The organism is Streptomyces sp. NBC_01635 (genome assembly GCF_045209715.1).
Lineage (GTDB): Bacteria > Actinomycetota > Actinomycetes > Streptomycetales > Streptomycetaceae > Streptomyces > Streptomyces hirsutus.
This window is the reverse complement of sequence record NZ_CP109277.1, coordinates 3,503,389-3,518,203: the sequence shown is the minus strand read 5'-3', so window position 1 is coordinate 3,518,203 and position 14,815 is coordinate 3,503,389. Positions and strand designations below refer to the sequence as shown.

The window sequence follows — 14,815 nt, the reverse complement described above, 5'->3', positions numbered from 1 at the left end:
AGGGCAGTCATAGAGCCCCCGGACACCCCGCCCGCACCTACTTCACTGCCGTCTTCTTGCCCTTACGTGGGCGTACGGAAGAGGGCGGCGCCACCTGGTCCTTGGCCTGCGGGCATCTGTCGGTACAGGCATCGGCGTCGCCACAGCCGTTGTCGCGCAGCTTGGCCCGCTGTTCCTCGGTGGCCGGCTGCCACGGTTTCCGCAGGCTCTCCGGGGCCGGCTGGGGAAGACCGAGCGCGGAGCTCAGCAGGTGTGCACCGAACAGGGGCGGTACGGCGTTGCCCACCTGCTGAGCCTGCGCCGTGCCGCGCCACGGATAGTCCGGCGGGAAGCTCTGCAGCATCCCCGCCTCGTTCATGCTGAACCGTGGTCCCTCGTGGACGATGTTCTCGTCGTCTTCGAGGTGCTCGAAGACGACGAAACGGGAGATGCGGCCTGTGACGGTGGTGGCGGGCTGCTGGTCGGTCCGCACTCCGCGCCTCCCCGGGTGCCCGGAACTGCCGTAGTTCGAGCGGACCAGGAAGGGAGCGAATCGCCCCGGATGCGAACCCACCGGATCAGCGAGGGCATCACGCATTGACCTCCAGGGCCGAAGATCCGCTTCAGTTTTTGACGCGTTGACGTCCTCGTAGAGAGTCGGCTGACGGACCTGGTCCGTGGCCCGGTCGGGTTTGCCGGTGCCGTTCTTCCGATTCCATTCCTTGGCCTGGTAGGCCCTGTGAGTCGGGGCGGGAAGCGAGGGCTCGCCGAGTCCTTCACGCCGAGCGATCAGCACCGCGCGGGATCGCGTCTGCGGCACCCCGTAGGTCTCGGTGGCGAGGACGCCGACAACCGCCTTGTACCGGGTCCCGTCGGGGAGCCCCGTCTCCTCCAGGACCTTGGCGTAGTGCTCCCAGAGCGGGGCCACCGCGGGGACCTGCTCCAGGACGATCACGTCGTAGGGGCGGTTCTCCCGGTTCGGGCTCCGGGTGGCCTGGATCGCGTAGCGGAGAGGTTCGAGGACCAACGCGGTACGTGGATCGGTGAGGTTCTTCAGGTCCTCGTCGATCTCCTGGTCGGAGTCGCCCGCCATCAGCCGCTCGATGTACCCCCTGACCCGCTCCAGAGCCTGGCGCCCGGCGCCGTGCCCGGCCACCGAGTACGTCTGGCACGGAGGACCGCCGGCGAGCACGTTGATCTCCGGCGGCAGCGACTCGAAGGCGTCCCTGCGTACCGCACTCACGTCGGCGTGGAGGGTGTCCAGCCCGGCTGCGTACCGGGTCAGGCAGGCGCTCTTGTCCCACTCGATGCCGAGACTCGGGATGTCGAGCGAGTGACCGGCGACGTCCAGCCCTCCGGGACCTGCGAAGAGGTCGAGGACGAAGGGCTGGTCGAGGATGTGCTTGTGGGACGCCGTGCTGGTCATGTGGCGGAATTCTAGCCGGCCGGGGGGACTGATGGATCCCGAACGAGCGCTGCGGCCACAGCCCGCCCCAGCGCCCTCCCCACGGGCGGAGGCGTCGCGTGGCCTATCTGGCGGTAGCGGGAGGTCTTGCGCCCGGTGATCTCCCATGTCTCGGGAAACCCTTGCAATAGTGCCGCCTGTCCAGCCGTGATCTTCACCATGTGGTCCCTGCCGAGTTCGGGATCCCAGACGAAGTCCGCTTCGGGAACCTCGTCGCCCACGGTGTGACCGTTGACACCCACGGTCGCCCAGGTGTTCTTGGCTCCCGTCGGCCCCAGGTCCGCGCCGCCCCGGTTCTTCGAGCCACCGACCAGGGTCGGAGCCGGTCGATCGGCTTGTGCGGCCCAGCGGGCGGCGTCCCGCCAACCACGTGATGCCATGGACGGCCCCAGAACGGCACCGACCGTCGCCGGTTGCCGCACAGTCGGTGACGGTGGCCGGAACGCCGCGGCCCACTGTCGCTCGATGGCGACCAGGACGCCCTGCTTGCGGTTCTGGGGAACTCCGAAGTCGACTGCGTTCACGACGAACCAGCTGAACTCGTACCCCAGGTGGGCCAGTTCGGCTCGGGCGAAATCACGGAAGGGCTGGTAGGCGTCCGAGTTCGCGAGATCGGGAACGTTCTCGATGAGTACCGCACGGGGCCTGATCGCGTGGACGAGGTAGATCGTGGCCGTCAGCAACCGCTCCTCCGCACGCGAATCCGGACGTCCGACGGTCGCGCTCGACTTCACTCGTGGCAGGCCTGCCGACAGGAGATCCACGTCGTGGCTCTCGGGATACTCGGTCGGGTCGAAATCCAGCAGGTCGGCGTGAAGCACGTTCCAGTGCGGTCGGTTGGCCCGCAGCGTGCTGACGGCGAGTTCGTCGTCGTCCAGCAACATACGAGGCTCGAACCCCGCCTGCTCCAGTCCGAGAGCGAGCCCGCCCGCCCCGGAACACACGTCCACAAAGGTCAGACCACTCATCCTTTTCTCCCCCTCGTGCGCTCTGCACGCCGCTGTTCCACAGTGGCCGCCACCCGCGCGGCCACTTCCTCAGGGGCCTCGTGCTCCCAGAAACGCAGCACTGTCCACCCCTGTGCGATCAGGTGCTCGGTCGTCTCCCGGTCGCGGGCCATGTTCCGTTCGAGCTTCTTGCGCCACCACTCCGCGTTGGCCTTCGGCTGCGTCGCGTGCACCGGGCACCCGTGCCAGAAGCACCCGTCGATCAGGACGGCCACCTTCGCCCGGGTGAACGCCACGTCGAGCCGGCGCCGGGCCATGCCGGGCACCGGGTACTCCACCCGATAGCGCAGCCCGGCCGCGTGCAGCAGCCGTCGCACGGCCAACTCGCCCCCCGTGTCCTTGCTCGCCTGCCTGCTCATACGAGCCGAGACACCGGGAGAGGAAGGAGTCACGCTGTTCAACGCCGAGAGCCTCACGAACTCATGTCGATACGGTCGATGACCACCGATTCTGCCTTGGTCGAGTCGATCGCGCGGAACCGTACCAAGGCACGGTCACCCCGCGCTGTCGACGGCGGGGCGACGAAGGCGAAGGCCATGATCAGATCACGCGGATCGACCGACCCGTCGGACAGGATCCGGGGTTCGGATTCCACCACGGGATAGAGCACCAGCGCACCCCGACGCGGACGGACGTGCTGCTCGACGGTCGCGTTTCCGGTCAGGTGCGAGGCCCCGGCCAGGCGCTTCGCAACCGCGACATGCTTGGGATCGCGGATCGCGCCGAACAGAGACCCTCGGCGACGCTTGCGGTGAGCCAGGGAGAAGGGGCCGTGCCCCAGAATGCGCACCTCGCTGCGACGGGCGGACGTCTGCATCGGAGCGATCACGAACCAGTCGTCGATCGTGCCCGATTCCTGCCCGGCGTCCAGCAGGAACTGCAGATGGGGCGAGAACTGCCCCGGGACGGACCAGCGCAGGCCGCACAGCACCGTGAGCAGGTCCTGGTGCGACACCATGCCCACCCGCGCGTCGTACTGCGGACCGCCGACCACGCCGAGCGAGACGGGAGCATGCGACAGAGCCCCGAGAACCGGTTCCCAGCACTCCGTGTTGTGACGCAGGGCGTCAGGGTCCTCAGGGTAGGCCGTGGGCTCTTCCCAGACTCCCGGCGATCGCACCTCCACCAGCTGAGCGTTGAACATCTTGTTCCGCGCCGACGGCTTCACCCACGGCAGATGCTGGGCCACCAGCGGCGGGATCTGGGCGGGGGTGACCTGGGGGCGGCCGTTCACCAGGGGGGCGTAGCGGGCCAGTTCGGCGCGGAAGAGTTCCTCGTCGAGGCAGATCGCCTCGAAGGCCTCGTACAGGTCGACCGTTTTCGCGGTGCGGCCCCTGCCGAGCTGTTCCTCACGGCCGATGTACAGCCGCACAAGATCACGGTATCCGTGGCGGAAGCCGAACCATCGGCCCATCTGCATCAGGGTGTCGGCCTGCTGCGTCGTACGACGGTAGTACGTGATCGTCAGACCCTCGACAGTGAAGCCACGGGACAGCTTCGTGCCGCCGACCAGGATCTTCCAGACGTTCGGGGTGCGATCGAAGTCCAGGTCGGGCTGGGTGTAGTCGCGTTCGCTGTCTCCGTTGACGACGATGACGGGCCCGCCGCCCTGGTTGATGAGGCGGCGTGCATCTTTGAGGTACGGCTTCAGTTCGTCGTATGTCGAGGGGGTGGGCAGCGCGGCTTCGTCCGCGTGGGGGCGGAAGTCCTTCTCGAAGAGACGGGCCAGGCGTGCGTGCCCCTCCGGGTGCGTGTATGCGGCGTTGTGCCACATGGTGTTGATGCGCAGGGCGAGCGCGGTGTGCTCGACCATGCGGACCGATTCGTGCACGAGCATCGTGTGGTACCGGAACGAGTCGGAGGAGACGCCGTGGGCGGCGCGGTAGCACTTCAGAGCGCCTGTGAGGACGAAGGCGTCCAGGGCTTCCTGAAGGCGGTCGCCCGTGGAGTCGTAGATCCCACGGACGTGCCTCTGCTCGGCCCCGCCCTCATCGCCGTCGACGGCGTCCAGGTCGTGGAACTCCTGAACACCCATGTAACCGGTGGGACGGGGGAGGGAGATCAGGAAGTCGCGAGGGAAGATGTCCTCCTCGTCACCGGGATCGATGAAGACATTGGCGAAGGGTGTCGCGGTGTAGCCGATGTACTGGGCTCGCGGGAGCAGTCCCAGGAGTTTGGATATCAAGCCGTTGATGGCCGTGCGCTCGGTGCTTCCCCGTTCCCACTTCTTCGGGTCCGAGGTGTTCACGGAGGCCTGGTCGGACTCGTCGTCGATGATGAGAGTCGGCAGCTCCCCCAGGGTCCCGTGGATCTGCTTGAGGTCCTTGATGAGCTTCGTGAGGACGGCCTTGTTCTTCTTCACCACGAGGATCCGCGCTGCGGCGTGGTGAAGGTTCGCCGGATCGTACAGCGGCCGGGTGGGGGCGCGCTTCTTGAACTCCAGGGCCCGGATGCCCTGGGCCAGGCTCTTGTAGTCGTTGTCGAGTGTCGTCAGACGCTCGATGTCGAACGCACCGAGCGTGGAGGGACGGCCGCCGTGCTGGACGAACTCCGGCCAGTCCTCGTCGTCACCCACGTAGTCCACACCCACCAGGGAGTCCACGTCTGTGACATCCGCGCCCCGCAGAATGTTCTCCTGGCCGATCAACTCCATGTCGAGGCGCCTCTGGGTCTGGGCGCGCAGCAGGTTGAGGGTGCCTCCCAGGACGATGACGAGACGGTATCCGGCATCGATGGCCTTGGCGGCCACGCCGGTGAAGTTCGCCGTTTTGCCGGACTGGACGTAGCCGACGACCAGGCCCTTCGCCTGGCGGGCCGCCGGCTGTTCGGGATCGGCGAGGCGCTCGACGACTGCCCGGCTCGCCTGGTCGAGGCCGGCGATGGCGGTCTCGGGCCAGCCCTTGTCGCGGAGCTTCCGCTCGTACGCCGTCCAGTAGAAGGACCTGGCTGCCGCGCGTTCAGGGGTGTACCACGGGATGAATTCCCGGGTGATCACCGTTGCGCCGGGCACCTTCGCCACGGGTACGGCCTCGTCCAGGACCTTGCACAGCTCACTTCCGAACCGGAGCCGTTCGTAGACCACCGCGCGCCGTTCGTCGGTGCGTGCCGGGGAGCCCGCTCCCCACTGCGGGTTCTCCGCGAAGTCCCAGGCGGTCAGGTGGCGGCTCCACAGAGCGGCCAGTGCGTCGTCACCACCGATGAGAAGGGAGCGGAACAATTCCTCGCCCAGGTCCGCGTCCGGGTGGGACTCGTCCGCGGCGAGCGCTGCCCAGCGCTCGAAGTGACGTGGCATGCTGCCCATCCCCGCCAGCGCGGAGGTGTGGATGTCGAGGAGCACACCGGAGGAAGTGTCGGTCATCTCTTGTCCTCAGTCAGGGGCCGGAGCGGGCCAGGAGCGAGAGCGGTACCGGATCAGTCGGTCGCCTGGACACGGCGGTCGCGGTGCGTACCTGCCGCCGCCAGAAGGATGGTGTTCCAGTAGTCCACTCGGTCCTGGCGGCCACGCTCCCAGCGTCCGAGACCGAAGCAGTCCTCGAGCAGCAGGTACAACAAGGTCTTCGTGACGGGGGCGTCGTTGCTTCCGCCGCGACGGCCGTCGTTGAAGTCGCTGCGGAAAGCCTTGTTGAGGAGGACGGTGTTGTTCTCGCGGTCGAGGTCGAAGAACTTGTCGCCGGGAAGTGAGACCCAGGTGAACGAGATGGGCTCCTCCCCCGGCTTCTCGGGCAGCTCCTCCTTGACGATCCGCTTGATCTTCGGGTCTATCCCCTTACCCGGGAGCGTCACGGGCTTGCGGACGATCTCCGTGCGCTTCGCGCCCTCCCGGTAGGTGACCTCGGCGTCGCCGATGTACCCGTGAAAGGTGTTTCCGGAGGCGTCCACGGCTTTCTCGACACCGAGCGTGAAGGCAGGTGTGACGGTGACGCTCTCCTTCTTCACGTCAAGGCTCAGGACGCTGTTCTCACGGGGCGGAAGGTCGACGGCCACGCGGGCAAGAGCGAGGTGTCCTTCAGGGTTGCGAAGACCGTTCCAGCCGCCGGCTTGGACAAGACGGTCGTTGCGGTAGAAGTAGAACCCCTGACGGTCGGCGAGAGGTCCGATCTGCCGGAACCCGGCCTGCTTCGACTTGGCGGGCCAGACGTGCGCGGTCAGTTCGACGTCCCCCAAGCCCTCCACGGGGGCCGTGAACGTACGGGGGTAGCGCGGCTTCCCCGGGACTTTGTAACCGAAGGGGTCCAGCGCCTCGACGGCGATGTGGTCGACTTCCTCGCCGAGTGCCCCTTCGCCACTGCTGACGTCCCACACGGCGATGTCGAGCTTGAGGCCGTTCTGGAGAAACCTGTGCAGGTAGAGCCCGAGGTGCGTTTCCAGGCGGGCGATCGCCTTGGACAGGTAGTGGTCACTCTGGCCGGCAGTCACCGTTTCGAAGGCCCGCACCTGATCCCAGCGCACGATCGTGCCGTGCCACTCGATGACGCCGTCGTAGCGGTCAACGAGTTCCTGCGCGTAGCGCGGATCGACGGTGTCGCAACGGAAGCCGTCTTCGAGGCCCTCCGCGGTGAGACGGCGTCCTGCGGTCCGGCTGCGCTTGGTACGGCTGACCACTGTCAGGGACGCCGCGTGGGACAGCGAGGCGGCTTTCAGGCCCGTGCCGTACATGCCGAGGGCGCTCTCGCCGTAGTCGCGGCGCCGCCCCACGGTCATGGCGGCGTCCAGGTCGGCATCGTCCATGCCCTTGCCGTTGTCGATCACCAGCAAGGTGAGGATGCGCTTGGCGTCCCGCAGGAAGTGCACGACGATCTTGTCGGCGCCAGCATCGATCGAGTTGTCGATCAGGTCGGCTATGGCGACCTCGAAGCCGTATCCCTGGTTGGTCAGAGCCTTGCCGTAGCCGGCGTCTGGTGGCAGGTGGGCGCTACCGGTCGTGGGGACCTCGTACTGCCAGACGGTGCCGGGCTCGTAAGGCATTATGCGTCCTCGTATACACGGGCCTGGGCCTGCTCGGTGAGTGGCGGCCCTCGGGATCGGGCTGGTTCGTGTGACCGTACTGCAAAGGTCGGACATGAAGGCGGTTGGGTAGTGAAGTTGGGGGATTAGTCCCAAAACTGTTGAGCGGGCGCTGGACTGGAACATACGGGAGCAGAGGGGCCCCGGGTTGTGCGAGCGTGTGGCGTGTTACGGGAAGTCCGGCACGTGCTCTGTGATGTAGTCGGCCGATCCGGTCGGAAGTGCGTGGTGCGGGTGAGGGGTCCGCGAAAGCGTGACCACTCGCGTGGAGATACGGTCACGCTTTCGCAGTCGGGGTCTTGGCGGAAGGGCGTGTCAGTGATCTGTCATCAGGCCCCCTGCCTCGCCGCCGCTACAGCTCATCAAAGCCGAAGAGCGGCACCGTGACCCGAGCGGGAGTTTTGCCGGAGCGGCCCGAAAAGTTGGGTGGTCTGTGCTTGTCAGGGCGCTTCTGCCTCCTGGCCCCTGTATCCCTCACTCTTCCGTGGTCAGGTGTGCCGTCACGCCCGGCTCATCTTCGGCACCGCGTATCCGGGCACGGACGGCCACCGGACGGTCAGCACCACCGACTCCTCCTCCGCGAACCATGAGTGATCGACTCCGCGTCCCCACACGACGTAATCACCCTGTTGTCCCAGGAGAACGCTGCGGTCGGGAAGTTCCACGCGGAAACGGCCGCTGATGAGAACCAGGAGAGCTGTGCGTTTCTCTCCCTTCACCCACTGCGGCCGCTCGTCCCCGCGGGGGTGGACACCCCACTTGATCTCCACTGCCTCGCTGTGACGCGGATCGCCGACGTCCTTGAAGTGGCCCAGGAGCCATCCCCGGTCCAGCGCTGCGTCCTCGCCCGCGTTGCCCACGTACACGCCGCCGTCCTTCACGTGGCCGGACGCTAACAGCAGCTCTCGTGCTCGCGATCGGTACTTCGGGCGGGCGACGTGGTGAAGTCGGCTCAGTGGCTGCGGTGAGACCGGTGCGGGTCCTCCCGACGGGTGGGCCGGTGAGGCCTGCCGGTCGTATCGGGTGCAGGAGTTCCTCGGGGACGTCCTGGGACCGCAGCCGTGAGGGGGCGTGGTGGACCAGCCGCGTCGCGCATTCGGTGTGCAGGGCATCCACGTCGTCCCACACGTTCCAGGGAAGCCGGTCACCCGGCAGGTCGTGCTCCCAGCGGGCGGCGGCCTCGACCAAGTACCGGTCGGCGATAGGGGTGATCGAACGCCTCCCAACTGAGGAGGGGGGCCTGCAAGGACATCGCATTCCCCTGATCATGGCGTCGCTCTTCCCGTACAGTGCCGGCAAGAGGGCGAGTGTTCAGGTCTGTCGTCACGCACGCGTTCTGGACCCTCTTCACCCGCTCCGAGGCCATGCCGCAGAGCTGCGGTCACGCTCGGCAGGAGCGCATAGCCACCGGAGGTCTGAGGTCGACGGCCAAGAGAGGCAGCCTTGAGGTGCCCGGACATGTCGTTTGACGCGCGTCGCGCCGTCCATAGTGCCGTCTCCACGACCCTGGCCCGGTGCAGTGACCGCGCCTTGCGTGAGCTCGTGGAGGGCGCCACGCCGCTCGGTTCCGGCATCGGCGGCACGTCGGCCCTGCTGGAGGTCGCCGGAACACCGGTCTTCGTGAAGCGGGTGCCCCTCACCGATCTGGAGAGGCGACCGGATGGCGTCCGGTCCACGGCGAACCTGTTCGAGCTGCCGGCCTTCTGCCAGTACGGCATCGGCACCATCGGCACGCCGGGCTTCGGGGCCTGGCGGGAACTCGCCGTGCACACCATGACGACGAACTGGGTGATCGAGGGGGAGTACGGGGGCTTCCCCCTGATGTACCACTGGCGGGTACTGCCGGATTCCACGCCCCTGCCCGAGGAACTGGCCGACGTCGACCGGGCTGTTGCCTACTGGGGCGGTGGGGCGCAGGTGCGCCGCCGGATCGAGGCGCTCCAGCAGTCCTCGGCGAGTGTCGCGCTGTTCCTGGAGTACATCCCGCAGAATCTGCACCAGTGGCTGGGCGAGCGGATGGACGCGGGCGGGGAGGCCGCCGACCGGGCCTGCGCCATGGTGGAGAGGGAGCTGGAAGCCGGGACCTCGTTCATGAACAGCCGCGGCCTCCTGCACTTCGACGTCCACTTCGAGAACATCCTGACCGACGGCCGACGCCTTTTCTTCGCGGACTACGGGCTCGCGGTCTCCTCCCGGTTCGAACTGTCGCCGGAGGAGGCCGGCTTCTTCGACCGGCATCGGACCTACGACCGCTGCTACTCGGTCAGCTACCTGGTGAACTGGCTGGTCACCGCCCTGTACGGATACCGGAGGGACGACCGCGAGGCGCAGGTGCGCGCGTATGCGCAAGGCGAACGTCCCACGGGAATCCCAGAGGAGGCCGCGGAGATCCTCGCCCGACACGCCCCGCTCACCGCGGTGATGGCGGACTTCTTCCGCACGTTCGAGCGCGAGAGCAGGGAGACCCCTTACCCGCTGGAGGAGATCCGCCGGATGGGCTGCATGTACGGCGCGTCCTTCGACTGACGGATCGCCGAGGCCTTGCTCGGGCACGGCCCGGTCCCCTGGCCTCGTCCCGGCCCCCCCGGCCTCGTCCCGGCCCCCCCGGCCTCGTCCCGGTCGCCCGGCCACCCGGTCCCGCGGTTCTGCGACGAACGCGGGACCGCGGGACCGGGACGAGGACCGCTGCTCAGGCGCGGGCGGCCCAGCGGGTGAGCATGGCGGTGGCCTCGGTGCGGTCCAGGGTGGGGAGGTCGGCGATGGCGGTGTGGTGGTTGGCGCCGGGGACCCACAGGACGCGGGAGTCGTGGCGGCCGGGCGGGAAGGGCTCGGCGGTCGACGGGTCCTGTGTCCCGTTGACGAACAGCAGGCGGGTGCCGCTGCGGCGGACCCAGCGGTCGATGTCCGGCATCGCGTCCGGGTCGAAGCGCAGGGGGATGTCCCGGGGGACGAAGGAGCGCGGCTCGATGGCGCCCGGGTGGCGCAGCAGGCCGTCCAGGTGGGCGGTGGGGACGTCGAGATAGCCCATCTCGGTGCCGAGCTGGTACCAGTACGGGATGTACGCGCGGGCGACCGTGTCGGCGTAGAGGGCCAGGCCCGCCGTGTCGTCCAGCCAGGTGTACAGCTGGTCGGCGGTGGCGTCCGGGCCGGGAACGGCGGCGAGGTCCGCCGCGCTGCCGCCGTTCTGCCAGAACATGAAGGGGACGCGCAGCACGGCGATCTCGAACGCCTTGTCGGCGCTGCCGACGATGCGGAAGGTGTCCCCGGCGGCGGTCGTCGCGGCCTCGTAGCGGGCGACCAGCTCCGCGCGGTGCAGCAGGAGCCGGCGCTGGGCGTTTTTGATCGCCTCGCGGTCGGCGGCCGTGCCCACGGTCTCCAGGAAGCGGAGGTAGGCGGAGTCGTCGCAGTCGTCGACGTTGTTCGGGGCCGCGTAGGCCACGGTGCCGTCCACGTCGTGGGGGTGGAAGCGGCGGTGGTACACGCTCGCCATGCCGCCCTTGCTGCCGCCGGTGGAGATCCACGCTCCGGGGTAGAGCCGGCGGAAGGTGCGGACGATGCGGTGGTGGTCGTCGGCGGCCTGACGGACGGTCAGGTGGGAGTAGTCGTGGGCGCTGGGGCGTGAGGTGCCGAAGTAGCGGTGTTCTACGTGGAGCTGGTTGCCGTCCAGGAGGACGGTCGGTTCGGTGCGCCGGGGCGTGAGCGAGGCCGCGTAGCCGGTCGTGAACAGGACGGTGGGGCGCTCGGCGGATGTGTGGAGCAGGGTGAGGCGCTGCTCGAACGTGCCGGCCGAGGGGTCGGTGTGGTCGACCGGCTGGCGCAGCCCGAGCACGAAGAAGCGGTATCCCGGCTCTGCGCCGGGCCGTTCCTCCACGATCCGCACACCCGGCAGGGAGCCCAGACGGCGCACGAGGTCGTCGTCGGCGGGTGCGGGAGGCGTCCCGGTCAAGGCGTGGGAGGGAGCGGACGCCATTGCGGCGAGACCGGCAGCCGAGGCCGCCGAGGCGGTCGAGAGCAGCAGGCGTCGTCTCGTCCAGAGGTGCATCGGGTGTCCTTCCCTCGACGTCGGATGCCTCCAGTACAGCCGTTGGACGCGGCGGAAAGATCCCGTGCGCGGGGGAGCCGTCTCCCCCGCAGGAGGGAGACGGCGGAGGGGAGGGCCGGGGTACGGCTGAGCGGATGGTGGCGCCGGGAAGCCGATGACCCCGCCCCCGGGGGAAAAGGGCGAGGTCATCGGTGCTCATGGCGGTGGGGGCTCCCCCACCGGGCCTGTCCCGCGGTCGGCGGGGCTGTGGCCGGATACGGAATCAGGGTTCACTCGGGCCGCAGCGGGCCGCGGCCGAACATCGAGAGCACCTCGTAGCTCTTGTCCGCGGGACCGGGCTCGCTCATCTCCATCGCGAACCCGCCGGTGAACAGCTCCCGGTCCACGGGGCGTTCGTGGATCCAGTCCCGGATCACCTCACGGAAGGTGATCTTCCAGACGCCGTCCCGCTCCTCGTACCGGTTGAAGGTGCGGCTGGCGGCGATCAGTTCGCGTGACGGGTCCCCGAACCGGTGGTACGAGAGGCGGTGGGTCTCACCTTCGGCGGACTTGCCGTCCACCTTGTACCACTCGTTCAGCAGGTAGTGGGTGGTGTTCTCGAACCGGGGCTTGAACTCGTCGATGATCCAGTCCACCCATTCGTCCACCCCGCCTTCCTTCATGTCGCCCAGGCGGACGAAGGCGTCCTCGAAGTAGATCGATTTCAGCAGCTCGGGGTCACGCCGGTCGATCCCGCGGCAGTAGGCGACCTCGAGGTCGTGCAGCCGGTCCTTGACCTTCAGTTCCCTCAGGAGGCGAAGGTCCTCCTCGGTCACCACGCTGTCGGCGCGAGCCGCATCGTCAGTCATTGCTTCTCTCTCTCGGGTGGGGGATTCGGGCACACAGGGGAACGGGGGAGCAGGTACGGCGGCGGGGTGCGGACCCCGTCACGCCTCGAGTGGCCGGCCGGTACGGTCCGGGAGCAGGCGGATCGCCACGGCGGATATCAGGATCGTGAGCAGGCCGTAGGCGGTGATCAGCAGGGTTCCGTTGTCCGAGATCTGCATCAGCCACGTCGCGAGCAGGGGCGCCGGTGCGGCGAACAGCATGTTTCCGCCGGTGAGTCCGAGAGCCGATCCGGTGTACCGGACGGGGGTCGGCAGCGCCTCGGCGTAGAAGGCTCCCTGGCATCCGGTCATGAACTGCACACCGCACAGCGCACCCGTGATGGTGAGCGCGGCCATCCACCAGTTGCCCGTGTCGAGGATGAGGAAGAACGGGACGAGGAAGGCCAGCAGCACCGCGAGACCCGTGAAGAGGACGCGCTTGCGTCCGATCCGGTCGCTGGACCAGCCGCCGAGCAGGCTGGCCCCGATGGAGATCGAGTTCGCGACGACCATCAACCCGAAGGTGGAGCTCTTGTCGAATCCGAGCTGGCCCGTGAGGTAGCTGATGGCGAAGGTGACGGTGATGTAGTACAGCGCTCCCGGCGCAGCCCACGCGAGCACCAGCAGCATCACGGTCTTCCGGTGCTGCCTCAGCAGCCCGCGGGCCGGCTGCTCGCTCTTGCCCTCGTTGGCGAGGAAGACCGGAGTCTCCTCGACGCGGTGCCGGATGTAGTACCCGATGGCGATGAGCGCCACGCTCATCAGGAAGGGAATCCGCCAGCCCCAGCTGGTGAACTGGTCCTCGGTGAGCCACGCGGCGAGTCCGGTCAGTGTGAGTGTGGCGAGTACCTGACTGATCGGTGATCCCACCGACATCAGAGCACCCGCGACACCGCGGCGCCGGCTCGGCGAGTGTTCCATCACCATGAGCTGCGACCCGGTGTGCTCGCCCCCCAGGGCGAAGCCCTGCAGGAAACGCAGGACCACCAGCGCGGCCGGAGCCACCATTCCCACCGTGGCATAGGTCGGAAGCAGGCCGATCAGCACCGATGCCGCGCCCATGAGCAGCAGCGTGAACATGAGGACGTTCCGGCGGCCGAGCCGGTCGCCCAGCATGCCGAACACAAGGCCGCCCAGGGGCCGTGCCACCAGCCCGACCCCGAAGGTCGCGAACGAGGCCAGCAGCGCGGTGCCCGGTGCGAGGTCGGGGAAGAACAGCTGGGGGAACACCGTGGCCGACAACGCGCCGTACACGGAGAAGTCGAACCACTCCAGTGCGGAACCCAGCGCGCCGCTGACGACCGCGCGCCGGGCGGTGGGTGTCCCGCTCCCGCCCTCCGGGCCCCCGGAGCCCTCCGGCGCCGTGTCCGGCTGAGTCGCTTCGGCCTGCCCGTCGAGTCCACTGACTCTCATTGCTTCACTCTCCTCGGTGTCCTCACTGCGCGGCACGTCACACGAGCTGACCGGCGGTTCACGCCTCAACGGCCACTTACGCCACGGGCGGGCAAGGGGGTGATCTCGCGCCCAGGAGTCCGCGCCACGCAAAGACACCCGTTCGAGTGTGCGTTCGCCTGCGGACATCGAGAGAATCCACTATCAGGGAGTGGCTAGTCAATCATTCCCTGTATGTGGGAATATCGGGGCGTGAACACTCTTCAAACTGTGGACAGGGCACTTCGACTGCTTGCACTGGCCCAGCAGGAGCCAGTCGTCACCCTCGCCCGTGCCGCCGACGAACTGGGTGTGGGGACCTCCGTCGCCCACCGGCTCCTGGCCACCCTCGAGGCGAACGGCTTCATGCGTCGCTCACTCGACGGCCCCGGCTACCGTCTCGGCCCGGCCATGACCAGTGCCCGCCCCGCCCACGCCGACACGGACTTCACCCACCTCGTCCAGGACGACCTGCTCGAGCTGCAGGCGGCGACCGGCGAGACCGTGGAGTTCGCGGTCCTCGAAGGGCAGGCGGTGCGCTACATCTACGGCATCGCCTCACAGCACCACATGCGCATCGAGGCCCGGGCGGGAACGATCCTCCCCGCGCACACCGCGGCCTGCGGACGCGCACTCCTCGCCACCCTCACGACCGACCAGCTCCGCCGGATCTACCCGAACGAACCGCTCCCGCACGCGGCGAAGACCACCACCCCGACCCGCACGGCCCTCGAAGCCGAACTGGAGAACGTCCGGCAGCGCGGCTACGCGCGCAACATCGAGGAGACCCAACCCGGCATCGCGGCACTCGCGCAGACCCTCCCCACCCCGCAGGGATACCCGCCCATCGCCATCACCATCTCGGGGCCGCAAGCACGTCTGTGCTTCACACGCGACGACCCCGACACCCCGTCCGAGACGGCACTCACCCAAGCCCTGCGTCAGGCGACACAGAAGATGCAGGCGAAACTCACCTCGAAGCTTCAGCACTGAGGGCTGCCCCCGTCACCCCCGGCGGGCG

Annotated in this window: 11 protein-coding genes; 2 read left to right on the top strand and 9 right to left on the bottom strand. The window is 68.2% G+C overall.

Translation table 11 applies throughout. The features are described 5' to 3' along the window. Positions 1–37 precede the first annotated feature (37 nt). The 6 genes from OHB56_RS16465 to OHB56_RS16440 form a co-directional block, all read right to left on the bottom strand. Positions 38–1,405, bottom strand: a complete 1,368-nt coding sequence (locus OHB56_RS16465; RefSeq protein ID WP_406354100.1) for a DNA cytosine methyltransferase — start codon at positions 1,403–1,405, stop codon at positions 38–40. Between the two features lie 11 nt (positions 1,406–1,416). After that, on the bottom strand, positions 1,417–2,412 hold the full coding sequence (locus OHB56_RS16460) for a DNA cytosine methyltransferase (RefSeq protein WP_406354099.1): 996 nt from the start codon (positions 2,410–2,412) through the stop codon (positions 1,417–1,419). After that, positions 2,409–2,810: a very short patch repair endonuclease gene (locus OHB56_RS16455; RefSeq protein ID WP_406354097.1), complete on the bottom strand. Its 402-nt coding sequence runs from the start codon at positions 2,808–2,810 to the stop codon at positions 2,409–2,411. Before OHB56_RS16455 ends, OHB56_RS16460 begins: the two co-directional genes overlap by 4 nt. A gap of 53 nt (positions 2,811–2,863) precedes the next feature. Further along, entirely contained in the window at positions 2,864–5,809 is a 2,946-nt protein-coding gene (locus tag OHB56_RS16450; protein ID WP_406354096.1) for a Z1 domain-containing protein, read from the bottom strand. 53 nt (positions 5,810–5,862) lie between these two features. Further along, positions 5,863–7,416: an ATP-binding protein gene (locus OHB56_RS16445; protein WP_406354094.1), complete on the bottom strand. Its 1,554-nt coding sequence runs from the start codon at positions 7,414–7,416 to the stop codon at positions 5,863–5,865. A gap of 539 nt (positions 7,417–7,955) precedes the next feature. Beyond that, complete coding sequence (locus OHB56_RS16440) at positions 7,956–8,354, bottom strand: signal peptidase I (protein WP_406359102.1); 399 nt, start codon at positions 8,352–8,354, stop codon at positions 7,956–7,958. Positions 8,355–8,913: 559 nt separating this feature from the next. On the opposite strand from OHB56_RS16440, the gene OHB56_RS16435 reads away from it, so the two are divergent. Next, the gene (locus OHB56_RS16435) at positions 8,914–9,981 is read left to right on the top strand and encodes a protein kinase family protein (protein ID WP_406354093.1); all 1,068 of its coding nucleotides are present in this window, start codon (positions 8,914–8,916) and stop codon (positions 9,979–9,981) included. 163 nt (positions 9,982–10,144) lie between these two features. Here the strand turns inward: OHB56_RS16435 and OHB56_RS16430 are convergent, their stop codons facing one another. The 3 genes from OHB56_RS16430 to OHB56_RS16420 form a co-directional block, all read right to left on the bottom strand. Then, on the bottom strand, positions 10,145–11,497 hold the full coding sequence (locus OHB56_RS16430; protein ID WP_406354091.1) for a S28 family serine protease: 1,353 nt from the start codon (positions 11,495–11,497) through the stop codon (positions 10,145–10,147). A gap of 269 nt (positions 11,498–11,766) precedes the next feature. Next, on the bottom strand, positions 11,767–12,345 hold the full coding sequence (locus tag OHB56_RS16425; protein ID WP_406354089.1) for a nuclear transport factor 2 family protein: 579 nt from the start codon (positions 12,343–12,345) through the stop codon (positions 11,767–11,769). A gap of 78 nt (positions 12,346–12,423) precedes the next feature. Continuing rightward, positions 12,424–13,776, bottom strand: coding sequence for an MFS transporter (locus tag OHB56_RS16420; protein WP_406354087.1), 1,353 nt, complete (start codon positions 13,774–13,776; stop codon positions 12,424–12,426). Positions 13,777–14,025: 249 nt separating this feature from the next. Here OHB56_RS16420 and OHB56_RS16415 point away from each other — a divergent pair, with 249 nt between their 5' ends. Continuing rightward, the gene (locus OHB56_RS16415) at positions 14,026–14,787 is read left to right on the top strand and encodes an IclR family transcriptional regulator (protein WP_406354085.1); all 762 of its coding nucleotides are present in this window, start codon (positions 14,026–14,028) and stop codon (positions 14,785–14,787) included. Positions 14,788–14,815 lie beyond the last annotated feature (28 nt).